This window comes from Dactylosporangium sp. CA-139066 (assembly GCF_050936175.1).
GTDB lineage: Bacteria > Actinomycetota > Actinomycetes > Mycobacteriales > Micromonosporaceae > Dactylosporangium.
The window spans coordinates 999648-1025954 of the sequence record NZ_JBNJNH010000001.1 but is presented as its reverse complement, the minus strand read 5'-3'; the positions used below and the strand labels follow the sequence as shown (position 1 = coordinate 1025954).

Annotated in this window: 29 protein-coding genes; 12 read left to right on the top strand and 17 right to left on the bottom strand. The window is 72.4% G+C overall.

Annotation, left to right across the window (positions count from 1 at the left end):
• Positions 1-76: 76 nt before the first annotated feature.
• The gene (locus ACQEVU_RS04875) at positions 77-1051 is read right to left on the bottom strand and encodes a helix-turn-helix domain-containing protein (RefSeq protein WP_433321127.1); all 975 of its coding nucleotides are present in this window, start codon (positions 1049-1051) and stop codon (positions 77-79) included.
• 72 nt (positions 1052-1123) lie between these two features.
• Between ACQEVU_RS04875 and ACQEVU_RS04870 the strand changes: the two genes are divergently transcribed.
• A complete protein-coding gene (locus tag ACQEVU_RS04870; RefSeq protein ID WP_433321124.1) occupies positions 1124-1549 on the top strand; it encodes a rhodanese-like domain-containing protein in 426 nt (141 codons plus the stop codon).
• An 8-nt stretch (positions 1550-1557) separates the two neighbouring features.
• Here the strand turns inward: ACQEVU_RS04870 and ACQEVU_RS04865 are convergent, their stop codons facing one another.
• On the bottom strand, positions 1558-1896 hold the full coding sequence (locus tag ACQEVU_RS04865; RefSeq protein ID WP_433334796.1) for a zinc-binding dehydrogenase: 339 nt from the start codon (positions 1894-1896) through the stop codon (positions 1558-1560).
• Positions 1871-2131, bottom strand: a complete 261-nt coding sequence (locus ACQEVU_RS04860; protein ID WP_433335356.1) for a hypothetical protein — start codon at positions 2129-2131, stop codon at positions 1871-1873. The genes ACQEVU_RS04865 and ACQEVU_RS04860 overlap by 26 nt, the downstream gene beginning before the upstream one ends.
• 61 nt (positions 2132-2192) lie before the next feature.
• Between ACQEVU_RS04860 and ACQEVU_RS04855 the strand changes: the two genes are divergently transcribed.
• From ACQEVU_RS04855 to ACQEVU_RS04845, 3 genes are read left to right on the top strand one after another with little or no spacing between them, the layout of a single operon-like run.
• Positions 2193-2669: a (2Fe-2S)-binding protein gene (locus ACQEVU_RS04855; RefSeq protein WP_433321121.1), complete on the top strand. Its 477-nt coding sequence runs from the start codon at positions 2193-2195 to the stop codon at positions 2667-2669.
• On the top strand, positions 2666-3640 hold the full coding sequence (locus ACQEVU_RS04850) for an FAD binding domain-containing protein (protein WP_433321118.1): 975 nt from the start codon (positions 2666-2668) through the stop codon (positions 3638-3640). The genes ACQEVU_RS04855 and ACQEVU_RS04850 overlap by 4 nt, the downstream gene beginning before the upstream one ends.
• Positions 3637-5727 carry a xanthine dehydrogenase family protein molybdopterin-binding subunit gene (locus ACQEVU_RS04845; protein ID WP_433321116.1) on the top strand — a complete coding sequence of 697 codons (2091 nt, stop codon included), beginning with the start codon at positions 3637-3639 and terminating at the stop codon, positions 5725-5727. Before ACQEVU_RS04850 ends, ACQEVU_RS04845 begins: the two co-directional genes overlap by 4 nt.
• Here the strand turns inward: ACQEVU_RS04845 and ACQEVU_RS04840 are convergent.
• On the bottom strand, positions 5724-5915 hold the full coding sequence (locus ACQEVU_RS04840) for a hypothetical protein (RefSeq protein ID WP_433321113.1): 192 nt from the start codon (positions 5913-5915) through the stop codon (positions 5724-5726). The two genes, ACQEVU_RS04845 and ACQEVU_RS04840, sit on opposite strands and share 4 nt — an antisense overlap.
• Before the next feature lie 91 nt (positions 5916-6006).
• On the opposite strand from ACQEVU_RS04840, the gene ACQEVU_RS04835 reads away from it, so the two are divergent.
• The 5 genes from ACQEVU_RS04835 (at position 6007) to ACQEVU_RS04815 (ending at position 10713) form a co-directional block, all read left to right on the top strand.
• A complete protein-coding gene (locus ACQEVU_RS04835; RefSeq protein WP_433321110.1) occupies positions 6007-6879 on the top strand; it encodes an ABC transporter ATP-binding protein in 873 nt (290 codons plus the stop codon).
• 2 nt (positions 6880-6881) lie between these two features.
• Positions 6882-7619, top strand: a complete 738-nt coding sequence (locus ACQEVU_RS04830; protein WP_433321107.1) for an ABC transporter permease — start codon at positions 6882-6884, stop codon at positions 7617-7619.
• A 23-nt stretch (positions 7620-7642) separates the two neighbouring features.
• The gene (locus ACQEVU_RS04825) at positions 7643-8734 is read left to right on the top strand and encodes a sensor histidine kinase (protein WP_433321104.1); all 1092 of its coding nucleotides are present in this window, start codon (positions 7643-7645) and stop codon (positions 8732-8734) included.
• A 574-nt stretch (positions 8735-9308) separates the two neighbouring features.
• A complete protein-coding gene (locus ACQEVU_RS04820; RefSeq protein WP_433321101.1) occupies positions 9309-9917 on the top strand; it encodes a response regulator transcription factor in 609 nt (202 codons plus the stop codon).
• A gap of 373 nt (positions 9918-10290) precedes the next feature.
• On the top strand, positions 10291-10713 hold the full coding sequence (locus tag ACQEVU_RS04815) for an Hsp20/alpha crystallin family protein (RefSeq protein ID WP_433321098.1): 423 nt from the start codon (positions 10291-10293) through the stop codon (positions 10711-10713).
• 1837 nt (positions 10714-12550) lie between these two features.
• On the opposite strand, the gene ACQEVU_RS04810 is transcribed toward ACQEVU_RS04815, so the two are convergent.
• Complete coding sequence (locus ACQEVU_RS04810; RefSeq protein ID WP_345129114.1) at positions 12551-12907, bottom strand: histone-like nucleoid-structuring protein Lsr2; 357 nt, start codon at positions 12905-12907, stop codon at positions 12551-12553.
• A gap of 355 nt (positions 12908-13262) precedes the next feature.
• Complete coding sequence (locus ACQEVU_RS04805) at positions 13263-13616, bottom strand: TIGR02611 family protein (RefSeq protein WP_433334794.1); 354 nt, start codon at positions 13614-13616, stop codon at positions 13263-13265.
• A gap of 470 nt (positions 13617-14086) precedes the next feature.
• Here ACQEVU_RS04805 and ACQEVU_RS04800 point away from each other — a divergent pair, with 470 nt between their 5' ends.
• Positions 14087-14518 carry an SsgA family sporulation/cell division regulator gene (locus ACQEVU_RS04800; protein ID WP_033356715.1) on the top strand — a complete coding sequence of 144 codons (432 nt, stop codon included), beginning with the start codon at positions 14087-14089 and terminating at the stop codon, positions 14516-14518.
• 659 nt (positions 14519-15177) lie between these two features.
• Here ACQEVU_RS04800 and ACQEVU_RS04795 read toward each other — a convergent pair.
• The 4 genes from ACQEVU_RS04795 to ACQEVU_RS04780 form a co-directional block, all read right to left on the bottom strand.
• Positions 15178-15825: a class F sortase gene (locus ACQEVU_RS04795; protein ID WP_433321093.1), complete on the bottom strand. Its 648-nt coding sequence runs from the start codon at positions 15823-15825 to the stop codon at positions 15178-15180.
• Positions 15826-15860: 35 nt separating this feature from the next.
• Complete coding sequence (locus tag ACQEVU_RS04790; protein ID WP_433321090.1) at positions 15861-16730, bottom strand: DUF4397 domain-containing protein; 870 nt, start codon at positions 16728-16730, stop codon at positions 15861-15863.
• A gap of 261 nt (positions 16731-16991) precedes the next feature.
• The gene (locus ACQEVU_RS04785) at positions 16992-17834 is read right to left on the bottom strand and encodes a CAP domain-containing protein (protein ID WP_433334792.1); all 843 of its coding nucleotides are present in this window, start codon (positions 17832-17834) and stop codon (positions 16992-16994) included.
• 93 nt (positions 17835-17927) lie between these two features.
• On the bottom strand, positions 17928-18539 hold the full coding sequence (locus ACQEVU_RS04780; protein ID WP_433321087.1) for a TetR/AcrR family transcriptional regulator: 612 nt from the start codon (positions 18537-18539) through the stop codon (positions 17928-17930).
• Positions 18540-18602: 63 nt separating this feature from the next.
• Between ACQEVU_RS04780 and ACQEVU_RS04775 the strand changes: the two genes are divergently transcribed.
• Entirely contained in the window at positions 18603-19271 is a 669-nt protein-coding gene (locus ACQEVU_RS04775) for a pentapeptide repeat-containing protein (protein WP_433321084.1), read from the top strand.
• Here ACQEVU_RS04775 and ACQEVU_RS04770 read toward each other — a convergent pair.
• Positions 19216-19680: an STAS domain-containing protein gene (locus ACQEVU_RS04770; protein ID WP_433321081.1), complete on the bottom strand. Its 465-nt coding sequence runs from the start codon at positions 19678-19680 to the stop codon at positions 19216-19218. The two genes, ACQEVU_RS04775 and ACQEVU_RS04770, sit on opposite strands and share 56 nt — an antisense overlap.
• Before the next feature lie 69 nt (positions 19681-19749).
• The gene (locus ACQEVU_RS04765) at positions 19750-20313 is read right to left on the bottom strand and encodes an O-methyltransferase (protein WP_433321078.1); all 564 of its coding nucleotides are present in this window, start codon (positions 20311-20313) and stop codon (positions 19750-19752) included.
• A 51-nt stretch (positions 20314-20364) separates the two neighbouring features.
• Here ACQEVU_RS04765 and ACQEVU_RS04760 point away from each other — a divergent pair, with 51 nt between their 5' ends.
• Positions 20365-21069 (top strand): hypothetical protein, encoded by a 705-nt coding sequence (locus tag ACQEVU_RS04760; RefSeq protein ID WP_433321075.1) that lies wholly within the window; start codon positions 20365-20367, stop codon positions 21067-21069.
• Here ACQEVU_RS04760 and ACQEVU_RS04755 read toward each other — a convergent pair.
• The 5 genes from ACQEVU_RS04755 to ACQEVU_RS04735 form a co-directional block, all read right to left on the bottom strand.
• Complete coding sequence (locus tag ACQEVU_RS04755) at positions 21066-22295, bottom strand: serine hydrolase domain-containing protein (protein ID WP_433321072.1); 1230 nt, start codon at positions 22293-22295, stop codon at positions 21066-21068. The two genes, ACQEVU_RS04760 and ACQEVU_RS04755, sit on opposite strands and share 4 nt — an antisense overlap.
• A gap of 23 nt (positions 22296-22318) precedes the next feature.
• Complete coding sequence (locus ACQEVU_RS04750; protein WP_433321069.1) at positions 22319-22894, bottom strand: ATP-dependent Clp protease proteolytic subunit; 576 nt, start codon at positions 22892-22894, stop codon at positions 22319-22321.
• Positions 22895-22957: 63 nt separating this feature from the next.
• On the bottom strand, positions 22958-24880 hold the full coding sequence (locus tag ACQEVU_RS04745) for a propionyl-CoA synthetase (RefSeq protein ID WP_433321066.1): 1923 nt from the start codon (positions 24878-24880) through the stop codon (positions 22958-22960).
• A 380-nt stretch (positions 24881-25260) separates the two neighbouring features.
• Positions 25261-25539, bottom strand: coding sequence for a DUF6295 family protein (locus tag ACQEVU_RS04740; RefSeq protein ID WP_433321063.1), 279 nt, complete (start codon positions 25537-25539; stop codon positions 25261-25263).
• A gap of 3 nt (positions 25540-25542) precedes the next feature.
• A complete protein-coding gene (locus ACQEVU_RS04735; protein WP_433321060.1) occupies positions 25543-26277 on the bottom strand; it encodes a dienelactone hydrolase family protein in 735 nt (244 codons plus the stop codon).
• Positions 26278-26307: the final 30 nt, after the last annotated feature.

Here is a 26307-nt window from a genome sequence, read left to right as displayed (position 1 = left end):
ATCGCGTCAGCGATCGGGATTTTTCGTTTCAGGAGGAGCGAGCGCGATACGCCGAGGGCGCGGTCCGCAGGGCGTTTCAGGAGGAGCGAGCGCGAAACGCCAGGCGATACGCCGACGGGGAGGTGCGCATGGCGTTGGTGAAGTGGTGGCGGTACGTCACCGGGCTGTCGAAACCGACCGCCGACGCGATCTGCTCGACCGAGAAGTCCGTCGTCTCCAGCAGGGCGAGGCTCGCCTGGACCCGCTGGCGCAGCAGCCAGCGGATCGGGCTGGTGCCCGTCGCGCGGGTGAAGTGGCGCAGGTACGTGCGCGGCGACATGTGCGCCTGGCGGGCCAGGGCCGGCAGCGTGAGCGGCTCGGCCAGCCGGGCCAGCGCCCACGTCAGGCTCGCCGCGATCCGGTCGTCCTCCGCCGCCGCGGGCATCGGCGCCTCGATGAACTGGGCCTGTCCCCCGTCGCGGTGGGGCTGCACGACGAGGCGGCGCGCGACGGCGTTGGCGATCGCGGCACCGTGGTCGGTGCGGATGACGTGCAGGCACAGGTCCAGGCCGGCGGCGCTGCCCGCGCTGGTCCAGACGTCGCCCTCGGCGAGGTACAGGACGTCGGGGTCGAGGGCGACCTGCGCAAAGCGGGCCCGGAAGGCGCCGGCGTAGCGCCAATGCGTGGTGGCCCGGCGGCCGTCGAGCAGGCCCGCCGCCGCGAGCGCGAACGCGCCCGAGCAGATGGAGACGATCCGCGCGCCGCGGGCGTGGGCGCGGCGCAGCGCGTCGAGCACCTCGGGCCCGGGGCCGGCGTGCACGTCCGCGACGCCGGGGACGATGACCGTGTCCGCGGCCGCGAGCTCGGCCAGACCACCGTCGGCGTGCAGCGTCGCGCCGCCGATCACCGGCACCGCGTCGGCGGTCGGGGTGCAGATGCGCAGCCTGTACCACGGGATGTCGAACTCCGGCCGCGGCAGCCCGAAGACCTCGGTGACGATCCCCGTCTCGAACAGCGACATGCCCGGGAACGCGAGGACCGACACGGTGGGGCCGCCGACGTGGACGCGCATGGCGAAATGTTAGCGGACAGCGTCGTTTTCGCCACTGTCCCGCGGTACCGCCGCGGCATCATGCTTGACCGCATGACGGACGCCATCCAGCACTTCACCGCCCGCCTCACCTACGAGACCGATGTCAGCGACGTGCACGCGGCCATGACCGCGGGCGCCGTCCAACTGGTGGTCGTCGACTCGCGCGGCGCGCAGGCCTGGGCGCAGGGACACATCCCGGGCGCCGTCCACCTGCCCACGGCCGACATCGCCGTCCGCGCCGCCGCGACGATCCCGGCCGGTGCCGAGGTCGTCACGTACTGCTGGGGCCCCGGCTGCAACGGCGCCACCCGCGCGGCGCTGGAGTTCGCGAAGCTCGGCTACCGGGTGCGCGAGATGCTCGGCGGCTTCGAGTACTGGGTGCGCGAGGGCCTCGAGTTCGAGACGCCGGCCGGCCGGGAGCGCCGCCCGGCCGACGAGCTCACGGCGCCGCGCTGGGCCGTGTCCTGCGACTGCTGAACAACACGTCACGCGACCGACAGGACCGTCTTGCCGACGGCGGCGCGCCCCTCGATCGCCCGGTGCGCCGAGGCCGCGTCGTCCAGCGCGAACACCTGCCCGATGAGCGGCGCAAACCGCTTGGCCGCGAGCGCCGCCAGCGCGCTGAAGAGGTAGCCGCGGTACGTGTCCGGGCGCATCTGCACCTGCTGGATCCCGGTCAAGGTGATGTCCCGCGCCCGCACCTCGTCCGGATCCACCGGCGTGAACCCGCCGGCGGGCGTGCCGTGCGCGCAGAAGCGCCCGCCGGGCTTGACGAGACCGAGCGCGGCCCGGCCGTAGTCACCGCCGGCCGATCCACTGTGGATCGACGCCGCTGCCCACAGTGGACACCCGGCCGGCCACGCCGACGCCGGGGCGGTAGGGCAGCTCGACCGGGAAGAACGGCGCGCCGTTGCCGGAGCGCACCCGCGTCTCCAGCCACAGCGTGTCGGCGACGGCGACGTCGATGACGACCTGCCCGGGGCCGGCCGGCGGGTCGGGGGCGTCGATCGGGACAAGGACCTCCGGCCCGCCGAAGCGGGCCACCTCGATTGCACGCATGCAAACCACCCTGCAACCTCAAGCGCGGTTAAAGTCAACCGTCGGGGGCAGCAGACCCGGCGTGCGTGACACACGAACCACGAGCGACGTGACGCTGCAGGTCAACGGGCACGAGCGCGAGCTGCGCCTGGACAACCGGGCAACGCTGCTGGACGTGCTGCGCGAGCAGCTCGAGCTGACGGGCGCCAAGAAGGGCTGCGACCACGGCCAGTGCGGCGCCTGCACCGTCCTGGTGGACGGCCGCCGGGTCGTCAGCTGCCTCATCCTCGCGGTCAGCGCGGACGGCGCCGCGGTGACGACCGTCGAGGGGCTCAGCGCCGGGCAGGGGCTGCACCCGATCCAGGAGGCGTTCATCGAGTTCGACGCCCTGCAGTGCGGCTACTGCACGCCCGGGCAGATCTGCTCCGCGGTCGGGCTCACCCCGGAGGAGACCGGCTCCCTGGCCGACATCCGGGAGGCGATGAGCGGCAACCTGTGCCGCTGCGGGGCGTACGTGAACATCGCCGCCGCCGTCTACGAGGCGGCGTCCGCGTCATGAGGCCCTTCGTGTACGAACGACCGGACGATCCGGCGGAGGCCGTGGCCACGATGGTCCGGCCGGGCGCGGAGTACCTGGCCGGCGGCACGAACCTCGTGGACCTCATGAAGCTGGGGGTGAGTTCGCCGGACGTCGTCGTGGACGTGAACGGGCTGCCGTACCACGACGTCGAGGACGTCCCCGGCGGACTGCGCATCGGCGCGCTGGTGCCCAACAGCGACCTGGCCAGGCATCCCGCGGTGCGCGCCATGTACCCGGCGGTGGCCCAGGCGCTGCTCGCCGGCGCGTCCGGGCAGCTGCGCAACCGCGCCACGGTGGCCGGCAACCTCATGCAGCGCACCCGGTGCCGGTACTTCCAGGACGTCACGAAGGGCTGCAACAAGCGGGCGCCCGGCTCCGGCTGCGACGCCCGCGAGGGCGACCACCGGGAGCTGGCGATCCTCGGCGCTTCGCCGCAGTGCATCGCCACCAACCCGTCGGACCTCGCCGTCGCACTGTCCATCATGGACGCCCAGGTGCACTACATCGGGCCGCACGGCGCCGCCACGATCAGCGTGCACGACTTCTTCCGGCGCCCGGGCGACCGGCCGGACAAGGACAACTGCCTGCCGCGCGGCGCGCTCATCACCGCGGTGGTGCTGCCGGAGCTGCCGATGGCGGCGGCGTCGGTGTACCGCAAGGTGCGCGACCGCGCGTCGTTCGCCTTCGCCTCCGGCTCGGTCGCGGCCGCGCTGGACGTGCGCGACGGCGTCGTGCACGACGTGCGGCTCGCCTGGGGCGCGGTCGCGCACCTGCCGTGGCGGGCCTGGGCCGCCGAGCGGGCGCTGCGCGGCGCGCCGGCGACCGCCGAGAGCTTCGAGCGCGCCGCCGACGCCGAGCTGGCCGGGGCGCGGCCGCTGCGCGACAACGCCTGGAAGGTGCCGCTGCTGCGCAACCTGACCGTCGACGTGCTGCGGGAGATGACGCCATGACGATGCTGTACTCCGGGACCGGCATCGGCACCGCCGCCCCACGCCTAGAGGCCCGGGACAAGGTGACCGGGCAGGCGATGTACGCGGTCGACCGGCCCATGCCGGGCGCCGTGCACGCGTGGCCGGTCCAGGCGGCGTTCGCGCGGGGGCACGTCGCCGACGTGCGGACGGAGGCGGCGCTCGCCGTCGACGGGGTGCTCGCTGTGCTGTGGCACGGCAACGCGCCGCGACTGGAGCCCGTCGACGACCCGGACCTGCTCGTGCTGCAGTCGCCCGAGGTGTCGTACTACGGCCAGGTGGTCGCCCTCGTGGTGGCCACGACGCCGGAGAGTGCGCGGGAGGGCGCGGCGGCGGTGGTGGTCCACGCCGACGTGCAGCCCGCCGACGTCGTCCTGCGGGGCGACCACCCCGGGCTGTACGAGCCGGAGACGGTCAACGCCGGCTACCCGGGCCGGCTGGCCACCGGCGACTTCGAGGCCGGCTTCGCCGTCTCCGACGTGCGCGTCGACGCCACGTACCGCACGCCGACCGAGCACCACAACGCGATGGAGCCCCACGCCGCGACCGCGTTCTGGGAGCGGGGCGAGCTCGTCGTGCACGACGCGACGCAGGCCTCGACGACGATGCGCGACACGCTGGCCGCCCTCTTCGAGCTGTCGCCGCAGCTGGTCCGGGTGCACAACGAGCACGTCGGGGGCGGGTTCGGCGGCAAGGGCTTTCCGAAGATCACCCCGGTCCTCGCCGCCATGGCCGCCCGCCTGGTGGGCCGGCCGGTGAAGCTGGCGCTCGGCCGGTCGGCGGTGTTCGCGCTGGCGGGGTACCGCAGCCCGACCATCCAGCGCGTCCGGCTCGGCGCCGACAGCCACGGCCGCCTGACCGCCGTCGCGCATGAGGCCATCAGCCAGTCGTCGCGGCGGGTGGAGTACGCCGAACAGAGCGCCGTCGTCAGTCGCGTCCTGTACGGCACGCCCAACCACCTCAGCCGCCACCGCGTCGTCCGGCTCGACGTGCCGACGCCGACGGTGATGCGGGCGCCCGGCGAGTGCCCGGGCGCGTTCGCCCTTGAGTCGGCGATGGACGAGCTCGCCACCGCGGGCAACTGGGACCCGGTGCAGCTGCGCATCGACAACGACACCGACCGCGACGCCGAGGGCCGGCCCTTCAGCAGCCGGCACCTCGTCGAGTGCCTCAAACGCGGCGCCGAGCGCTTCGGTTGGCCCGGGCGCGACCCGCGGCCCGCGGCCCGCCGTGACGGGCGCTGGCTCCTCGGTACGGGCGTGGCCTCCTCGACGTTCCCGGCGATCACGTGGCCGTCGACCGCGACCGCGCGCGCCACCGCCGACGACCACTTCGAGGTCGCCGTCAACGCGGCCGACATCGGCACGGGCGCGCGCACGGTCATGCGCCAGATCGCCGCCGACGCGCTCGGCGTGCCGGCGCCGTGCGTCGAGGTCATCGTCGGCGACAGCGCGATCGGCCCGGCCCCGGTCGCCGGCGGCTCGATGGGCACGGCCTCGTGGGGCTGGGCGGTCACCAAGGCCTGCCTCGCGCTGCGCGAGCGCATCGAGCGCGAGCACGGCGGCCGCGTGCCGCCGGAGGGCGTGGCGGCCGGCGCGGACACCACCGCCGACGTCGCCGCCCGCGAGGACTACGCGCGGCACGCGTTCGGCGCCGAGTTCTGCGCGCTGCGGGCCGACCCGCGCACCGGCGAGGTCCGCATCGACCGGCTGCTCGGCGTCTTCGCGGCCGGCCGCGTCATCAACCCGACGACGGCCCGCTCGCAGCTGCTCGGCGCGATGACGATGGGCGTCGGGATGGCCCTGACGGAGCAGACGATCCTGGACCCGCGCACGGGCGACTTCGTGACGTCGGACCTGGCGTCGTACCACGTCCCCGTGAACGCCGACGTCCCGCGCATCGACGTGGAGCTCATCCCCGAGGACGACCCGCACCTGAACCCGATGGGCTCGAAGGGCATCGGCGAGCTCGGCATCGTCGGCACGGCGGCGGCCGTGGCCAACGCCGTGCACCACGCCACCGGCATCCGGGTCCGCTCGCTGCCGATAACGCCGGCGGCGCTGCTCTAGGTGTACGCCTGGAGCGCCGCGACGGGCGGGATGACGTAGTAGGCGCCGGTGAGCGGGTGGGTGTACCGCGTGACGGTCAGCGCCTCCAGCAGCTGCCGGAAGCTGGTTTCGGGGCGGCGGTCGAACTCGAGGTACGCGTGCTCGGCCAGGGCCGCGGCGAAGATGCCCGGCTGCGGAGTCGGTGCCATCGGGCGATCGTATCCGGCAGTACATTTGTCACCGCCCGATCGCGACGGACGCATCTGCGAGCGGCGCCGCGCAGTCCATAGCGTTGCGTGCATGAACGCCATCGAGCTTCAAAAACTGTCGTACCTGTATGGCAGTGTCCGGGCCGTGGAGGACATCACCCTGAGCGTCGAGGCCGGCGAGGTCGTCGCGATCCTCGGCCCCAACGGCGCGGGCAAGTCGACGACGCTGCTCATGCTGCTCGGGCTGCTGCCGCCGCGCTCCGGCACCGTCCGGCTCTTCGGCGGGACCCCGCAGGCGGCCGCCGCGGCGGGCCGGGTCGGCGCGATGCCGCAGGCGGGCGGGCTGCTGCCACGCTCGACCGTGGGTGATCTGCTGGCGTTTCTCCATGAGGTGTACTCGCAACCGATGCCCGTCGCCGAGGCGCTGGACCTCGCCGATCTCACCGGCCTGGCCGGGCGGACGGTCGAGCGGCTCTCCGGCGGCCAGGCGCAGCGGCTGCGCTTCGCGATGGCCGTCATCGGCCGCCCCGACCTGCTCATCCTCGACGAGCCGACGGCCGCGCTCGACGTCGAGGCCCGCCGGGCGTTCTGGATGGCGATCCGCGCCTACGCCGGGCAGGGCCGCACCGTGCTGTTCTCCACGCACTACCTGGAGGAGGCCGACGCCAACGCCGACCGCATCGTGGTGCTCGACCGCGGCCGCGTCCTGGCCGACGGCACCGCCGCCGACGTCAAGCGGCGCGTCGCCGTCCATACCGTGAGCGTGCGGCACCAGGACTTCGACTATTCCGTGCTTCCCGGCGTCGCCGCGTTCGCCGTGCGCAGCGGGCGCGCCGTGCTGACCAGCACCGACCCCGACGCCACCGTGGTCGCCCTCGCGCAGGCGGGCCTGCTGCGTGACATCGAGGTCGCCGGCGCCGGCCTCGAGGACGCCTATCTCGCGCTGACCCGGGCGGAGGTCTGATCATGAGGGCATACGTCCGTCTCGAGCTGCGCCGCCTCATGCGCATGCCCGGCCTGCTCATCTTCACGGTGCTCATGCCGCTGCTGAGCTATGTGCTGTTCACCAACATCAACACGATCACCGGCGAGGACAAGGCCACGGCGGCGACCTACACCATGGTGTCGATGGCCGGCTACGGCGCGATCGGCGCGCTGCTCAACTACGCCTCGGGCCTCGTCATCGACCGCTCCATCGGCTGGCTGCGCCAGCTGCGCATCTCCCCGCTGCCGCCGCTGAAGGTCGTGTTCGGCAAGGGCGTGGCGGCGATGGGCGCCGCGCTGCTGCCGGTGCTCATCCTGTGCGGCGCCGCGGTGCTCATCAATGGCGTGCGCCTGGGCGCCGGGCAGTGGCTGGCGATCCTGCCGCTGCTGTGGCTCGGCGCGCTGCCCTTCGCGCTGCTCGGCATCGGGCTGGGCTACCTCGCGACCAGTCAGACCGCGCAGCCGCTCAACTTCCTGGTGTACCTCGGGCTGTCCATCGTCGGCGGCCTGTGGCTGCCGCTGGACATCATGCCCGGCTGGGTGGCGGCGATCGGCCGGCTGCTGCCCACGCACACCTACGCCGACATGTCCTGGCGGGTCGCGTTCGGCGGCGCCCCGAGCCTCGCCGACGTGGCGACGCTCGCGGTGTGGCTGGCGCTCTTCGCCGGGCTCGCGGTGTTCGGCTACCGCCGCTCGGTGCGCAGCCTCGCGGCGCTGTGACGGGTCGTGACAAGGTGGACGACGTGAAGATCCGGCGATGGCCGACGATCCCGGGCCTGGTGTGGGTCGCCGTGTGGACGTTCGCGCTGATCGACCCGCTGAGCAAGGCCCACACGGTGCCCGCCGTCGCCGGTCTGATCGCGTTCGAGCTCGTCTACGTGTACACCGCGGCGGCCGGCTTCGACTTCGCCGGCTCGCCGCGGTCGCGCACCATCCTCTTCGCCGCGGTCGCCGTCCTCGGCACGGCGCTGGCCTTCGCCTACGGCGAGCACTGGATCGTGCTGCTGTTGTTCGTCGCCGCCGCCGGCATGGCCGTCTACGCCGACGCCCCGCGCCCGGTCGCCGCGATGACCGTCCTCGTCGGCGCCCTGACCGCCCAGATCCTCGTCGGCATCACCCGCCACGCCGACGTCTGGACGGTCGGCGCCACGGTCGTCGGCACGATCCTGTCCTCGCTGCTGGTCGCCGCGGTGCGCCGGATGGGCAGCGTCCTGCGCGAGCTGCAGCGCACCCGCGAGGCTCTCGCCGAGGCCGCGGTCACCGAGGAGCGCCTGCGCTTCGCCCGCGACCTGCACGACCTGCTCGGCCACACGCTGTCGGTCATCGTCGTCAAGGCCGAGGTCGTCCGCCGCCTGGCCGAGCGCGACCCCGCCGCGGCCGCGGCCCAGGCCGCCGACATCGAGCAGATCGGCCGCCGCGCCCTCGTCGAGATCCGCGAGGCCGTCACCGGCTACCGCGAATCGGGCCTGACCGCCGAGCTCACCCGCGCGAAGGGCGCCCTGTCCACCGCCGGCATCGCCGCCGACGTCCTGCGCACCGCCGACCCCCTGCCGGACGACGCCGACCGCCTGCTGGCCTGGGTCGTGCGCGAGGCCACGACCAACGTGGTCCGCCACAGCAACGCCGCACACTGCGAGATCTCGGTGACCACCGACGAGGCCGCCGCCCTGCTCACCGTCACCGACGACGGCGACTTCCCCGCCACGGCAACGCCCCCGACGCCCGGCAACGGCCTGCGCGGCCTGACGGAGCGCCTGCAGGCCGCGGGCGGCACGCTGCACGCCGCCGCCCGCCCGGGCGGCGGGTTCGTCCTGACCGCAAGGCTCCCGCTATGACACTCCCCCACCGCGCCTCTCTCCCCCGCCGCGCCCCTCTCCCCGCGCGGCCCCCGCTCCCCTCGCGCGCCCCTCTGCCGCTCCGCGCCCCTCTCTTCCTCCGCGCCCCTCTTTCTCTCCGCGCCCCTCTCTTCCTCCGCGCCCCTCTTTCTCTCCGCGCCCTTTTCTCCCTTTGCATCCACCACCGCACCATCTCGCTCGACGGTGACGGGGACGGGGAGCTCACCGGGTCGCACGGTGGCGAGTCGCGGGCCGCGCTCGGCGAGCTGTCCCGATCGTGGGCCCGGCAGGCCTTCACGCCCACGGCGACGGCCAACCTCCGCCCCCGCGCGCCATACTTCGTCGCCTGCGAGATCCGCCACCGCGGCCTTGACGCTCAGCTCCGCCGCCTCGGTCCCCGCTCCGACCGCACGCCGCACGCCAACCGCGCACCGCTTTCCCATCGCGGCTTCGCCGCCCACGGTGACCGGTTTCGCCGACGCGGCCCGCGGCTGGCGGGAGCGGCTCTGCCTGGGCGCCGGCGCGGATCGGTCGTGGGGTTGGATCTTCTCGACGTGGGACAGGGGGCGGGCGCGTGACCATTCGAGTCCTCCTGGCCGAGGACCAGGGCATGATGCGGGGCGCGTTGGCGCTGCTGCTCGACCTCGAGCCCGACCTCGAGGTGGTCGCCCAGGTGTCGACCGGCGACGCGGTGGTACCGACGGCGCTCGAGGTCCGCCCGGACATCGCCCTGCTGGACATCGAGATGCCCGGCGGCGACGGCATCAGCGCCACGGCCGAGCTGCGCCGCCGCCTGCCCGGCTGCCGCGTACTGATCCTGACGACGTTCGGCCGCCCGGGCTACCTCCGCCGCGCGATGGAGGCCGGCGCGAGCGGCTTCCTGGTCAAGGACGGCCCGGTGGAGTCCCTCGCCGCCGCGGTACGCCGCGTCCTGGCCGGCGAGCGCGTGGTCGACCCCGCCCTGGCCGCCGCGGCCCTGGCCGCCGGCCCGGATCCCCTGACCGACCGCGAACGCGACGTCCTGCGCGAGGCGGCCGACGGCTCCACGGTTGCCGACATCGCCGCGCGCCTGCACCTGTCGGAGAGCACCGTGCGCAACTACCTGTCCGCCGCGATCACCAAGACGGGCACGAGAAACCGCATCGAGGCCGTCGGCGTGGCGCACGCCAAGGGCTGGCTCTAACCCTCAGGCCCTCGCATCCGGTCCGACGCCGGACCCGACCGCCGGACCCCGCCCTGCCCCGGCCCGGACCCGGCTCCACCGGGCGGCGGGCCGCACCCCGCCGCGCCGCGCCCTGCCCCGGCCCGGACCCGGCTCCACCGGGCGGCGGGCCGCGCCCCGCCGCACCGACGGAGGGCCCCGTCGCCGGGTCCGGAGCCTTCGAGTCGCCCGCTCCGCATCGGCCGCGGCCAGGGGCGACGGGCTCGGGCTGGCACTTCTCCGCAAAGTTGAGTGGAGGTGACTCATGTCACGTTCCGGCGCGGAAGAGGCGGGGCAGAGTCCCGGTTGTAGAGATTGAGCGACACGGGCTCAACTTTGGGAGGGACTCACCAACATGCTGCTTCGTACTGCGCCGTTCCGGGGCTTTGACGCGTTCGACCAGTTCTTCAACACCGCCGGGGTGCGGGCCGGGGGCACGGCGCCGCTGGATGCGTACCGTGACGGCGACACGTTCTTCGTCGAGATCGACCTGCCGGGGGTTGACCCGGCCTCCATCGACGCCACCGTCGACGGCAACGTGCTGACCGTGAAGGCGGAGCGTAAGCGCGCCGAGCGGGAGGGCGTTCGCCGCATCGTCACCGAGCGGGCGACCGGCGCCGTCACCCGGCGGCTGATCCTCGGCGACGCGCTGGACACCGACCGGCTCGCGGCCAGCTACGACGCCGGCGTGCTCACGCTGAGCATTCCGGTGGCCGAGAAGGCCCGGCCGCGAAAGATCGAGATCGGGACCACCCAGCGCGAGCTGGCCAACGCCTGATCTCCCGGCCCGACTTCTGCGAGCCCAGGCCCGGAATTCTGGCGAATGACGGGTGTGCGCCCCGGCCGAGTTGCCATCGGCCGGGGCGCTGCCGTTTGCCCGCAACGCCGCCACCGGACCCGGCATCCGTCTGCGGACGCCGCCGCACGAACGGACGCCCACCCACCGCCGCACCGCAGAGGCGGCCAGCCGCTCGCGGCCCTGGTGCACGAGCAGAATCCTCCGGCAGCGCGCGCACGGGCCGGCATCCAGCCGCGCGTACGCCACACAGACGGCGACCCACAGTCCGGCCCCCGGCCGACATGCACAGGCGGGCCACGCCGCACGAGCTGGCATCCGCGCGCGGCCCTGGTGCACGAGCAGAATCCTCCGGCAGCGCGCGCAGGGGCGGCATCCAGCCGCGCGTACGCCACACAGACGGCCACCCACACTCCGGCCCCCGGCCGACATGCACAGGCGGGCCACGCCGCATGAGCTGGCATCCGCGCGCGGCGTCGACGTGCGAGCCGCAACCGGAGGAGCCGGAGCGGTCCGGCGTGACACGGGAACCATGGCGGACGCGCCGTCGAGGCGCAGGTGGCGCTGGCGGCCCGAAGGGGCGGCGAGGCGAACTCGGCATGTCCCGGGGACATGGGAGATGGTCGTTGCGTTTCGCGCGGGTGCATTCGGGATCGATCAGCGTCGCCACGCGGTGTCATTTTCAGTGCGCCGCGTGTGACCTTACGACGTGATTGGGGGCGTGGCGAAATGCCGAACGGTGGCGTGGCGGAAGGCCGGACGGCCGCGTCGCTAAGCGCGATGACGACCCGACCGCGGTCATGCCCGCGGCGGCCGCGCGCAAAGTCGGGGGCGAGGACGCAAAGGCGATGGCGGGCGTCCGGCAAAGTCGCCGAGGCGGCAACGCCAATGGCGAGCGCCGCGGGACGGCAATGGCGAGCGCCGCGGGACGGCAATGGCGAGCGCCGCGGGACGGCAATGGCGAGCACCGCGGGACGGCAATGGGGAGCGCCGCGGGCCGCCAATGGCGAGCGCCGCGGGCCGCCAATGGCGAGCGCCGCGGGACGGCAATGGCGAGCGCCGCGGGACGGCAATGGCGAGCGCCGCGGGACGGCAATGGCGAGCGCCGCGGGACGGCAATGGGGAGCGCCGCGGGGCGGCAATGGCGATCCGGGAGCGACCGGCAAACGTGAGCGACCGACCGGCAAACGCGAGCGGCACGGGCCCGGCAATGTGACGGGGAGCGAACCGTAAAGCCTACCGGTTTGATCGCCAAAGCGAACGCCCGGCGCCCCAAGCGGTCGAAGGGCGGATATTTACCCGGCGGCAAACACCGGGCGGTGGGCAACGCGGGAATCCGGTGGACATCGCGGCAGCAAATCGGGCGTGTGGCCTCAACAAATGCGACGGCTGGACGGGGCACATTGGGCGGACGACCGCCGGGCGCATTGCGTGGCCGACCGCGCGCAGGAGCGTGCTCGGTGCAGAAAGCACGTGCGGCTCCGAAAGCGGAGAAGACAAACAGCGAGAAGGCCGGGACGAGCGGGACCCCGCAGCGGGAACAGCGAGCCGGCAGCCCGGGCCGAGCAGAACCCGCAGTTGGAACGACGAGCCGGCAGCCGGGCCGAACAGGGGAAACGAGGCGGGCGCAAGCAGAGCCGGGCCCGGGGTCAGGCGGGCGGAGCCGGCGCCGGACGGCGGAAACCGAGGCGGCAGAGGGCGGAAACCTTGTGCGGCGAAAGCCGGAACGGGCGCGGAAAAGAAGCGGGCCGGGAGCACGAAACGAGTTCGTGCGCCCGGCCCGGCGGCTTTGCTCACGCGGCCGCGGTGCGACCCCTGGTCAGCGGCCGGCCTCGGCGTGGTAGCGGTCGACGATGTCCTGCTTGATGCGGCCGCGGTCGGAGACGTCGATGCCCTTGGCCTGCGCCCACTCGCGAATCGCGCGGTTCTGGTCGCGGTCGCCGCGGGTCACGCTGCGGCCCCGGACCTCGCGGCCGCGGGAGGTTGCGACCACACCACCTCGGCCGATCTTCGTCGCGGCGGCGACGAAGGGGGCAACCGCGTCGCGCAGCTTTGCGGCGTTGGACGCGGACAGGTCGATCTCGTACTGCACGCCGTCGAGCGCGAACACGATGCTCTCGGCGGCGGGCTTGCCGTCGATGTCATCGATCAGCTCGTGGATGACGCGTTTTGCCATGAGTGGCCTTTCCTCGGTGGTACCCAGGTGTACAGAACCGATGTGTACGGCAACCGATCCGGACCTCGGCACTGAGCGCACCGGCCGTATCTTTCGGACACAAACAAGTTACTTGGCGACATGCTACGCGGGGACTCGGGCGAGATTACCTCCACCGTAGCCCTTTCGCGCGCCCGGTACCGAAATCGGCACGTCACGAAACGCATACAACACGAAACGCACACGATCGGTAAAGCCGAGGGGCCGTTATTGGACGCGGCGGGCGCAGATCACGGGCCGCGCGGCGGGCAGGAGAGCCACCCCGGCCGGATGGGGAGAACTCACCCTGGAGATCCAGAAGATCGCAGATGTGGAGTCAGGCGACCATCGCGAGCGACACAGCCAACGCCCCACCGACCACCAGAAGCAGGCCGCCGACGGAGACTATCCGTACCAGCCACGAACCTTCCTTCACCAGGCGGGTCCAGCGCAGCAACTGCGCTCTCGTGAAGCGCAGCAATCGCTTCGCCCAACGGAACTCCATCGCCAGCAACGCGAGGCCCGCCAGGATGATCAGCCAGCCGGGGCCCGGCAACGGCAGCAGCACCACGCCGATCGCGATGATCAGCGTGCCAAGCACGGCGACGACGATCCTCACCCCGAGCCGGCCGAGCGGGGTCGTGTAGGCACGGGCCCGAATCCTCAACAGCGCATCCCGGACGCGACGCATCCGATCGCGCCAGCCGGCCAAAACGGACGAATAGCCAACAACTGGAGAAGAGGGGGAAGAAACCGGCGAATCACCCAGTTCAGCGGGGCCAGGCGGGGTCGCGGAGCCAGCAGCGACACGCCGGAAGTCACCCTCGCGGGCGGCAGAGCGTCCGGAATCAGGCGTAACGCCCGACCCATCCACCTCACTGCCGCGCAATTCTCGTTCCACTCACTCGATAACCCGTCACTCCCATGGACCACTGGACGTTACCGGAATGAATTGACGTACGGCCCACACGTCACGTCAAGGACCCCGACCGCGCCCAGAAAACTGGACATCGCACGCAGGATGTTCGGTTGACGGCAAATCGGGCCCAGAAACACTACAGAGTGAGATCGTAGAATCACTACGCGTAACACTGGGAATCGCCTCAACATAGGAGAGGCGGGGCACGGCATGCTCCGCAGCGGTGCCGGGGGGAGTACGACATGAGCGCTATCCGACCATCGACCGTCGAGGTCGAGACATCCCTACGACTCGTCGCGCCCGACGCGACCGCGCTGCCGGTGCGAGCCAGCCTGCGCTACGACCCGAACGACCCGTACGCGGTCCACGTGCTCTTCCACGCCGAGTCGGCCGGCGGCGAGCCGGTGAGCTGGTCGTTCGCGCGTGAGCTGCTGTTCACCGGGCTGGACGAGCCGGCGGGCATCGGCGACGTGCGGGTCTGGCCGTGGAACGGGCCGCGCGGTGACTTCGTCGCCCTGGCACTGAGCTCACCGGACGGCAACGCGCTGTTCGAGGTGCCACGCAGCGTGTTGGTGCGCTTCCTGCGCCGCACGTACAGCGTCGTACCCCGCGGGCACGAGACCGACCACCTCGACGTGGACAACGCCGTGAACCGGCTGCTCGCGGGGCGCTGACGGATCCTGATGCTCGCCGGGCGCTGACGGACCCCGCACCGCGACCCGAACAGCGCAGAGACGAACGAACGCGAGGCCGGCCCTCACCCGGCCTCGAGCATTGCGACCCAAGCGCGGCGCGGCACCACCCGCCGAAGCGCGGCGGCACCGCAGACAAAGACGGCGAAACCGGGCGTCACGCCCGGCCTACTCCCCCGGCCGACCGCCAGCCGCCGGGAACGGGCCGGACGTGGCGCCCGACGCGTCCGACGAACGGACGCCACCGCGGATGCTGCTGCGTCACGTCACCGGGCAGGACCCGACATCCGGCCACGTGCCCGGCGGCATCCAGACCTTCGCCGCCGCGCTGATCGCCGGGGAGATCCTCGACGCGCTCCAGCGCGAGGCCATGGCCGATGACAGCCGGCAGCCGCTGGGCCGGCACGGCGACTGTGGCGCGCCGCCGCGCTCATCTGAGTGCTGTGATGTCGACCATGCCCGGATCACGGGACGATGCGTGGCCGGCGCGCTACTGTTCAGGGAGTCGGTGTGCTGTGTGTCCCCGGGCCTCACCACACTGCCTTCACGGAATACCGTTCGGCTGGAGCCGTGTCGCGCCTATCGCCGCGAGGCGACCTGGCACACCGACCCTAAACTTCTTCCTCTTAGCAGGACCGCCGCTATTGCAGGACCGCGTAGACGACCAGGTTGTCGCGGTACGAGTGCCGGGCCTGGTCGAAGGTCCCGCCGCAGGTGATCAGCCGCAGCTCCGGCACCGGCGTCGGGCCGTAGACCTTCGCGCTGGGGAACTGCGCCTTCGCGTAGTGCTCGCTCGCCGTCACCCGGAAGGTGAGCCAGCCGTCGCCGCGCTGCACGTCCACCTCGTCGCCCGGCTTGAGCTCATGCAGCCGGTAGAACACCGCCGGGCCGGTCTTGGAGTCGACGTGGCCGGCCAGCACCGCCGGGCCCGGGTCGCCCGGGAACGTGCCGCCGGCAAACCAGCCCGCCTCGCCGTACACCTTCGGGCTCTCCACAACGCCGGCCGCGTCCTGGCGCAGGTCCTCCAGCGGCGAGTCGACGCCGAGCGAGGCGATGCGCAGCCGGGTCGGCGGCGCGTCGGGCGGGGCGTCGGGCGGCTCCAGGTCGATCTGGTGCGGCACCGTCCACGTGGCGTGGCCGGCGTCGATCTCGGCCCGGCGCCCGACGAGGATCGCGGCGCCCACGATCATCGGCGCGGCCAGCGCGAGCACGCACCCGATCAGCATCAGCGTCCGCCGCCGGGTGGCGGTCAGGTCCGGGCGCCTACCCAGCGCCCGGTGCCTGACCACCCTTCCCGCCTTGCCCATCGTGCGGACCCGAACGGTCAGGCCGCCGAAGCCCGCGGCCGCGAACGCCGCCAGAAGAACAGCGCGCCGGCCACGGCCACCACGAGCGCCGCGCCGCCGCCGATCGGCAGCAGCGGGCTCATCCCGGACTGCTCACCGGCCGTGCCGCCGCCGCCCGTGTCGACGCCGCCCGCGGGCACGCCGTTGCTCTCGGCGTCCACGCGCAGCTGCGCGGTCAGGCCGCCGCTGCCGTCGAGGACGATCAGCGAGTACACCGCGCCGCCCTTGAGCGACGCGGTCACCGTCGTCGCCGACTTCGCCGAGCTGGGCTGGGTCAGCCGCAGCGTCCAGCGGCCCGGGTCGACGGTCTGGTACGAGGTGGTCGTCGCGAACTGCACGCCGTCCGCGATCTTGGAGCCGTTGGCGACCGCCACGTCGAGGACCGGCTCCTTGACCGAGGCCTGAATCACGCGCACCTTCGCCTTGCCGTCCTGGGGCAGACCCAGGTCGTCGACGATGACGCGCAGGCCCAGGTCGGCGAACTTGCCGGTGCCGGCGACGGTGTACGCCTTGCCCTCCTCGACCGTCGCCTGGGTGCTGAGCACCGGGGCGGCGGAGGACGGGTCGCCCTTCTTGCGCATCGCCACCGCGTAGGTCCCGGGCGGCAGCGGCAGGTACTTGGACACCGTGCCGTAGCCGACCGCGTCGAACTTCTGCTGCGGGATCGACCCGGTCACGGAGCTGAGATAGACGTCGACCGCGGGCGTGTCGGGCGAGAGGTGCGCGAGGCGGACGTAGCCGACCCCGGCCGCCGCCGCCGGCGACGCCTCCACCATCGTCAGGCCCAGGCCCACCAGGGCCGCGGCGGCCAGCGCCGCGAGCCGCCGGCGCTGGGGAGCAGCGAACACGTTGGTACCCCCTGCTGTTGGAACACAGCCAAGCATTCAAGAGCGGGTTGTACGCACCCGCGGGGGCCAGAACATGAGTAATCCGCGCGGGCACCGTAAGCACTGATCGCGGTGAGTCTGGCACGTCGATGAGCAACGCGCTACCCGCCGTGGCCAGGGAGCATTGCGCCATGTGTACGGTGCCCAACGCTGCGCTGCGGCACAACCGCCGGACGGACGAGGCAAATTACCGCTCGGTACCGATCAATGTCTGCGCGCGGGTCACCGCGGGGTGCCGAAGTCCTGCGTCCAGTACGGCGTCTTCTGCCCGTTGCCCTTGACCTGGTACGCCAGGCCGATGCCGAGGTCCACGTAGGAGCAGTTCAGGATGTTGGCCTTGTGCCCGGGGCTGTTCATCCAGGCCTGCATCACGGCCTCCGGGGTGGGCTGACCGGCGGCGATGTTCTCGGCGGCGCCCGACCAGCGGTATCCCTCGTCCGAGATCCGGGCCGAGAACGAGACTCCCTCGGGGGTGTCGTGCGAGAAGTAGTTGCGCTTGGCCATGTCGGCCGAGTGCTTGTACGCCGCGTTGTGCAGCTTGTCGTTGTTGCGCAGGTCCGGGCAGTTCCGCTTCTTGCGCCGCTCCACGTTCACGAGGCTGAGGACCTGCGCCTCGAAGGACGCGTTGCCGGCCGTCGTGGTCTTCGGCTTCGGCGTGGTGGCCTTCGTGGTCGGCGCGGCACCGGTGGTCGGCGCCGCCGAGGCGGTGGCGTTCTCGGTCGGGTCGCCGGAGCCGAGCGGGTCACCGGGGGCGGCCGAGGTGTTGGCGTCGGTGGCCGCGGCGGTCTGCGGCTTGGGCGGCGAGGTGCGCGACATGAGCAGCGAGCCGGCGAACGCGACGGCGCCGACGACGATCAGGGCCAATGTGCCGATGAGCGCGACGAGCAGCATCCGGGAGCCGCGGCGGTGCTGCGGGGTGTGCTCCTCCACGCCGCCGAACCCGCCGTCGAAGCCGTAGGCCGGCGGTCGGTCGAAGCCGCCGGCGTAGGGATCACGGGGGGACCCGGCGTAGGGGTCGTACCGGTCCGGGTCGCCGTCGCCGAACGCTGACACCAGGGCCTCCATGATCACGTCTGTTCCCAGCCGTGACCGACACTAGAAGGCCCGGGACGCGAATCAGGGTCACGGACGCCGATTTAACGGCGGTCTAATGGAAACTTATGTCGGCGTTCCAGCGGACAGCAGCGCGGTCACCGTGCGGCGCATCACCGCCGTGGCGCCGGCCACGTCCAGGTGCAGCTCATCGCGCCACATCGACCAGCCGGCGAACGTCGCGGCGACGGTGAGCGCGTCGAGGATCTCGCGGCGGCCCGGGCCGGCCGCGGCGAGCTCCGGGGCGAACAGCGTCTCGATCTCCTCGCGGGCGATCTCGAGGTACCAGGCCCGGTTCTTGCGAAGCTGCGCGGAGAACGGCTCGCGGATGCGGGCGGCGCGGGCGGCCGGGGCGATGAGCTCGAGCAGGCGGGCGCGCTGGGCGCAGTACAACTCGACGCGCTCCGGCAGCGCGAGCCCCGTCGGCACCGGGCGGAACTCCGCGCGCTGACGCTGCATGAGCCGCTCGCCGGCCGCCGCGAACAGGCCCTCCATGTCCTTGAAGTTGGTCCACAGCGCGCGCAGGGAGACCCCGGCCCGCTCCGCGATGCGCTCCGCGGTCGGGCGCAGGTCCCCCTCCTCGAGCAGCGCGAAGTGCGCGTCCGTGATGGCCTGCCGGGTCCGCTCGGCCCGTAGGGTCCGCCCGTCCACCCGCTGCCGCACCCCAGCATCGTTCATGGATCAACAGCCTACGTGCCACCTCCGTGTCACGCGGTCGCCCGACCCTCTACGGTGAGGTACGTGGCAGTGCGCAGCGTGCACGACATCGATATCGAGCTACCCGCGTTCGACCCGGGCGAGCTCGAGCCGGTCAGCGCGCCCTGGGGCGGCAACCTCAACGAGGCCCACGTGGAGACCGGCCGCGCGATCCGCACCAACCTCATCGACGCCCGCCTGCGCCGCTCCCACCTGGAGAACCTCGACCTCAACGGGGTGATCTGGGAGGACGTGGCGATCACCGGCTGCCGCTTCGAGAAGGTCGACTTCACCGCGGCCCGCCTCACCGGACTGACCCTCGAACGGGTGCATTTCGTCAACTGCAAGCTGACGTGGGCCAACATCGCCGAGTCGCGCCTGTCGGACGTGCTGTTCGAGGGCTGCCGGCTCGACGGCGCCTCCCTCGACGACGTCAGCACCGCCGGGCCGACCGGCTTCGTGGGCTGCGTGCTGGTCAACACCAACCTGCGCGACTGCGTGCTGCCCTACGCGGCGATGCAGGGCTGCCGGCTGCGGCAGATGTCGTTCGAGAGCTGCGACCTGCGCGGCGCCGACCTGCGCGGCAACCAGCTGTCCGAGGTCAGCGGCATGAGTAGTCTGCGCGGCGTGACGATCGAGCCGGCCCAGCTGCCCGGGCTCACCGACGCGGTGATGCGGGACCTCGGCGTGATCGTGCGCGGCCCGAAGGGTTGACCCGCCAGCGCGGGCGCCCGTGGGGGAAGGTCCGCGCCGGCGGCTCGTCGACGCACTCCGCCGGCCGCTCGCGCGGCGCGGGCTCCCCCAGCAGGTCGTGCGGGTCGGCCTCCAGGGCCCCCTCGACGGTGGCGAACGTGGCGATGCCGCTCATGCCGGGCGCGACGGTGAACCAGGAGCGGATCGCCGGCGACGGCGCGGCCAGGCGCAGCTCGCCGCCGCGCTCACGGGCCCGCCCGGCGACGCTGACCAGCAGCGCCGCGCCGGTGGTGTCGCAGACCGTGACCTGCGAGACATCGAGCACCAGGCGGGGCTCGTCGGCGACCAGGAGCCCCTCGAGCACCGGCTCGATCGTCGCCACGGTCCCTTCAACCAGCAGCCCGTGCAGGGCCAGCACGACCGCACTCATCGTTGCTGACGGTACCGACCGCGCCGCCGCTGCGTCAGGGGCCGGGTGGCCGACCCCCACGGTGGCCGATCATGCTCTCCGAGTGGCGACGATGACCCCCGATCCGTGGTCCAGCTCCACGCTGACCAGGGCCGGGTCGGCGAACAGCGCCCGGCGGACCGCGTCCTGGCGCACCTTGAAGTCCTCGGGCCAGTCGTCGACCGGGCGCATGTCGTCCACCACGAGGGTGCCGCGCGGGTTGAGCCGCGCCAGCGTGTGCTCGAGGCCCTTCGCCTTGCCGCCGGCCGCATCGGCGAAGATGAGATCGAAGCCGCCCTCCGCCGCGGCCTGCGACAGGAACTCCAGCGCGTCGCCGACGCGCAGCTGCACGAATGCCGGCCACGCCGCCGCGGCGGCCAGCGCCGCGGTGTCCGGGTCGATCTCGACGGACACCAGGGAGACGTCGGTGCGCGGCAGCAGGCCGCTGACCAGCCAGGCGGTGCCGACGCCGACGCCGGTGCCGAGCTCCAGCACCCGGGCGCCCGGCGGCAGCGCGGCCGCGAGCGTGGCGAGGAGCCGGCCGACGGGCTCCTCCACGGACAGTTCGAAGCCGCTCTCGGCGGCCCGCGCGTACGCGGCATCGACAACGTTCACGGCGGCGACCCTACCGAAGGTCGTCGCGCTCCGCGTGCAAAGCTGTGCCCCGTGAAGTCACTGCCTCTGCGGGTCCTCACGCCCGCCGCCGTCGCCCTGCTCGCACTTGGCGCATGCGGTACGCCCAAGCCTGGGCCGGCCACGCCGGCCAAGGACGCCCCGGAGCAGACCGCCGCCAACTCGTTCGAGATCAAGGACGACGTCAGCGTCGTCGAGGTCGACAGCGAAGGGGGCGAGATCACGATCAAGGCCGGCGGCACCACCATCAAGGTGACCGAGACGATGCGGTACAAGAGCGAGAAGCCCGGCCGCAAGCAGAGCCTCGACGGCGGCGAGCTCATCCTCGGCTCGACCGGCTGCAAGGCCAACGACTGCTCGATCTCGTACGAGATCGAGATGCCCTCGACGCTCACCGCCCGGCTGGACAGCTCCGGCGGCCGGGTCTCGCTGACCGGGCTCACCGGCCTCATCGACGTGCAGTCCGACGGCGGCGCGCTGTCCGGCGAGGGCCTCGCCCCGCCCGAGGTCACCGCGCGCACCGGCGGCGGCCCGGTCGACCTGAAGATCACCCAGGCGCCGAACCGCATCGACATCGACAGCGAGGGCGGCAACGTCAACCTGCGGCTGACCTCGGACGGCTACGCGCTGGAGGCCGACCTCGGCGGCGGCAAGCAGAGCGGCACCCTGAAGAGCGACAAGGCGTCGGTGCACAAGGTCCACATCAACACCGGCGGGGGAAACCTGTCGTTCGTCTAGTCGGTCATCGCGGTGTAGATGAGCTGGCGCAGCTGGGGCCGGATCGGGTACGTGCTCGACGGCACCAGCTGCGTGTAGAACGCGACGGTGAGCCGCTCGACGGGGTCCACCCAGAACGCGGTGCTCGCCGCGCCGCCCCAGTAGTAGCTGCCGGGCGAGCTGAAGACCCGGGCCGGCACCGGGTCACGGACCACGGCGAAGCCCAGGCCGAAGCCGACGCCCTCGAACGTGGTCTCGGCGAAGCCGCCGGTCTGCAGGGTGTCGAGGTCCGCGCCGCCGGGCAGGTGGTTGCGGGTCATGAACGCGACCGTGCGCGAGGCGAGCAGGCGCTCGCCGCCCTCGACCGCGCCCCGGTTGAGCAGCATCGTCATGAACTTCTGGTAGTCGGCGGCGCAGGAGATCAGCCCGCCGCCGCCGGCCGGCGCCGTGGGCTCCTCGAACGCCAGATCGCCGAGCGCGTCGTAGCGCAGGCGGCGGCCGTCGGGGCCCGGGACGTACAGTGCGGCCAATCGCTTTTCGTCCCGCGGCACCGACCAGCTCGTGTCCCGCATGCCGAGCGGCTCGAGGATCCGGGTGCGGATGAACTCGGGCAGCGGCATACCGGCGACCACCTCGACGAGCCGGCCGAGCACGTCGGTGCTCACCCCGTAGCCCCAGGCGGTGCCCGGCTGGAACAGCAGCGGCAGGGCGGCGAAGTCGCGGCTGGCCTCGGCGAGGTCGGCGCCGGGCTTCATCGTCAGCTCGTAGCCGGCCTTGCGGTAGAGCGCGTCCACGACGGACGTGTGCAGGAAGCCGTACGTCAGGCCGGAGGTGTGGGTGAGCAGGTGCCACACGCGGATCGGCTCGGCGGCGGGCACGGTGTAGGGCTGGCTCGCCGAGCCCTTGTCGTACACCCGCATGGTGCTGAACTCGGGCAAATATTCGGCGATGGGGTCGGTGAGCTCGAAGCGGCCCTCCTCCCACAGCATCATGGCCGCGACCGAGGTGACCGGCTTCGTCATGGAGTACAGCCGCCAGAGGGTGTCCGGCTCGACCGGCAGCGCGTGCTCGGCGTCGCGGTGGCCGTGCACGCTGCTGTGCACGACCCGGCCGTCGCGGGCGATCGCCAGCTGCCAGCCGGCGAGGCGGCCGTCGTCCACGTACCGCGCGAAGTGGGCGTCCAGGCGGGCCAGCCGCCGCGCGTCGAAACCGGCCTGCTCGGGCGCCACTTCACGTTCGATGCTCACAACCGGGGACTGTAGATCGTTTCTTACGAGACGGCGAGCTGGTGAGCCCCCTCCACCACCCGATCCACGAAGCCGTACTCGAGCGCGTCGGACGCGGTGAACCAGCGGTCGCGGTCGGAGTCGGCCTCGATCTGCTCGTACGTCTGCCCGGTGTGCTCGGCGATGAGCCGCTGGATCGTCTTCTTCGTGAACAGCATCTGCTCGGCCTGGATGGCGATGTCCGCCGCCGTGCCGCCGATGCCGCCCGACGGCTGGTGCATCATGACCCGCGAGTGCGGCAGGGCGTAGCGCTTGCCGGGCGTGCCGGCGCTGAGCAGGAACTGCCCCATGGAGGCGGCCATGCCCATGACGACGGTCGACACGTCGTTCTGGATGAACTTCATCGTGTCGTAGATCGCCAGCCCGGCGTGCACGGCCCCGCCGGGCGAGTTGATCCAGAAGCTGATGTCCTTCTCGGGGTCCTCGGCCGCGAGCAGGATGAGCTGCCCGCAGATGCGGTTGGCGCTCTCGTCGTTGACCTCGGTGCCGAGCACGATGATGCGCTTGCTGAGCAGGCGGTCGAACACGGCGCTGTCGAAGGGGATCTCTAGGTCGGCCATGACTCGACCGTAAGGTGGTCCGGCCTTCCTGTGACCCCCCGTTCGCCGTGAGCGTGTTCGCTGTCAGCGTTGTTCTGTGAGGATGGGCCTCAGCTGGTCCAGTACGGCGGGGTCCTCGATGGTCGACGGGACGGGCTCCTCGCGGCCGTCGGCGATCCCCCGCATGGTCCGGCGCAGGATCTTGCCCGAGCGCGTCTTGGGCAGCGCCGCCACGACCTGCACCTTGCGCAGGCTCGCCACCGCGCCGATCCGGTCGCGCACCAGCTGCACCAGCTCCGCGGTCACGTCCTCGTGCTTCGCCGTCACGCCGGTCTTGAGCACCACGAACCCGCGCGGCACCTGCCCCTTGAGCTCGTCGTCGACCCCGATCACCGCGCACTCCGCCACGGCCGGGTGCCCGGCCAGGACCTCCTCCATCGCGCCGGTGGACAGCCGGTGGCCGGCGACGTTGATGACGTCGTCGGTGCGGCCCATCACGTACAGGTACCCGTCCTCGTCGAACCTGCCGCCGTCGCCGGTCAGGTAGCAGCCCGGGAACGCGCTGAGGTACGACGCGACGTACCGCTCGTCGTCGTTCCACAGCGTCGGCAGGCATCCGGGCGGCATCGGCAGCCGGATGACGATCGCCCCGTCGGTGCCGGCCGGCGCGTCCTGCCCGTCCGGCCCGACCACGCGCACGTCGAAGCCCGGCACCGGCACCGACGGCGACCCCGGCTTGGTCGGCAGGGCCTCCAGCCCGCGCGGGCTCGCCGCGATCGGCCACCCGGTCTCGGTCTGCCACCAGTTGTCGATCACGGGCACGCCGAGCCGCTCCCCCGCCCACTCGTACGTCTGCGGGTCCAGCCGCTCGCCGGCCATGAACAACGCGCGCAGCGACTTCATCCGCTCCCGGTCGATGCGCCGCCCCTCGGGGTCCTCCTTGCGGATCGCCCGCACCGCCGTCGGCGCCGCGAAGAGCACGTTGACGCCGTGGTCCTCGACCACCCGCCAGAACGCGCCCGCGTCCGGCGTGCCGACGGGCTTGCCCTCGTACAGCACCGTCGTCGCGCCGGCGAGCAGTGGGGCGTACACGATGTACGAGTGCCCGACGACCCATCCGACGTCGGAGGCGGCCCAGAACACGTCGCCGGTGCCGCAGTCGAAGATGTTCGCCATCGACCAGGTCAGCGCCACGGCGTGCCCGCCGTTGTCGCGCACGATCCCCTTCGGCCGCCCGGTCGTGCCGGAGGTGTAGAGGATGTACAGCGGATCGGTCGCCGCCACCGGCACGCACCCGACGGGCGCGGCGTCGCGCATGACGTCCGCCCACGCCACCTCCCCGTCGCGCAGCTCGGCCGGCGCCTGCTCCCGCTGCAGGATCACGCACGCGTCGGGCCGATGCCCGGCCTCCTCGAGCGCCGCGTCCAGCAGCGGCTTGTACGCCACCACCCGGCTCGGCTCGATCCCGCACGACGTCGCCACGATCACCTTCGGCTTGGCGTCGTCGATGCGGGCGGCGAGCTCCTTCGGCCCGAACCCGCCGAACACCACCGAGTGCACGGCCCCGAGCCGCGCGCACGCGAGCATGGCCACGACGGCCTCGGGCACCATGGCCATGTAGATGACGACGCGGTCGCCCTTCCCGACGCCGAGCCCGCGCAGCGCCCCCGCAAAGCGGGCGACCTCGTCGAGCAGTTGCCGGAAGGTGTACCGCCGGACGCTCCCGGTCACCGGACTGTCATAGACGAGGGCGAGCGTGTCGCCTCTCCGGTTCACGACATGCCGGTCCAGGGCGTTGTAGCAGGTGTTGAGCTCGGCGTCGGGGAACCATCGGTAGAACGGGGGGCGGTCGGCGTCCAGCACACGCATCGGCATCCGGTCCCAGTCGACCCCGGAGGCCGCGTCCCGCCAGAACCACTCGGGATCCTCGAGACTCTGCCGGTACGTATCGCGATAGACGCCCATCCCCCGATCCTGCTCCGCCTCCCCCTCCGACGGAAGGTCCACTTCCCGCCGCCCGCCACCGACCCGGACATTTACTTTTGAACGGATTTATCCGGCCGCTTCGCTAGGCCGGATAAATCCGACATATCATCGTATTGTCCTCGTCGGGCGACGAAATGGCGCGACCCCGCGCTGCGCTGCTTTTCTCGGACCCGGCGCCGTTTCGCCGGATCGGCGCCACTTAGGCGAACCGGCACCGCCCGCTGGACCGGCGCTGGTTCGCTGGACCAGCGCCGGGGGGTCGAACCGGCTTCGTTCGCCGGACCGGGACCGCCGCTGGACTGGCGCCACTTCCCGAAACCGGACCGGCATCGCTCGCCGGACCGGGACCGCCGCTGGACTGGCGCCACTTCCCGAAACCGGACCGGCGGCCGGCAAGGTTCTCAGGCGGCGGCGTTCGCGCTCGCCAGCCCCGCCGGCGCGTTGGCCAGCGCCCGCTGGATCGCCGCGACGAGGGCCAGCGCCGCCTCCTCGGTCAGCTCGACGGCCACCCGCGCGGCCGGCCCCTGCCCCGGGTTGGCGAAGTCGATGTTCAGCGTGTGCCCGAACGGCGCCCGCTGCGGATGATCGACGTAGACCGCCGCCTGCGTGAGGTCGAACCACCCCGCGGCCCCTTTGCCGGCGCCTTCGATCTCGACGGTCTCGGTGTCGTACGTGCACATGCGTCAGGCCCCCAGATGCTTCTCGAAGAACGCAAAGACGCGCTGCCACCCGTCGACGGCGGCCAGCGGCCGGTACGAGGGCCGGTCGACGGCGAAGAACCCGTGCCCCGCCCCTTCGTAGCTGTGGTGCTCGAAGCTCTTCCCGTGCTCGGCCAGCAGCTCGGCCAGCCGCGCCACCTCGTCCGGCGCCGGGTACTTGTCGTCGTCCCCGAACAGCCCGAGCACCGGGCACCGCACGTCGCCGAGCCGGTCCTTGATCGACACAGCGTTGAGCCGCGACCCGACGGGCGGCGCCTCCAGCGCGAACGCCCCGTAGCAGTCCACGGCCGCGTCGAGGTCGACGGCGGTGGAGACGAGCAGCGCCTGCCGGCCACCGGAGCAGTGCCCGATCACCCCGACCTTGCCATTGGCGTTGTCCAGCCCCCGAAGCGCCGCGGCGGCGGTGGCGACATCGCGAATGATCTGCTCATCAGCGATCCCGCCCTGCCCGCGCACGAACGCCGAGGCGTCATCGGGCGCCGCGTTGGGCGCCTCCCGCCAGAACAGGTTCGGACAAATCGCCGAGTACCCGTTCGCGGCGAACTTGCGGACCATCTCCTTCGTCGCCTGGTCGTACCCCGGCAGATGATGGATGACCACAACCCCGCCCACGGGCGTCGAGTCCACCGGCCGCGCCTGGTACGCCTGGATCTGCTCCTCACCGATGAACACCGTCTCGGCCCGGATCGCGTCTGACATCTCTTCTCCGTTGCCCTCGCCAGATTTTCC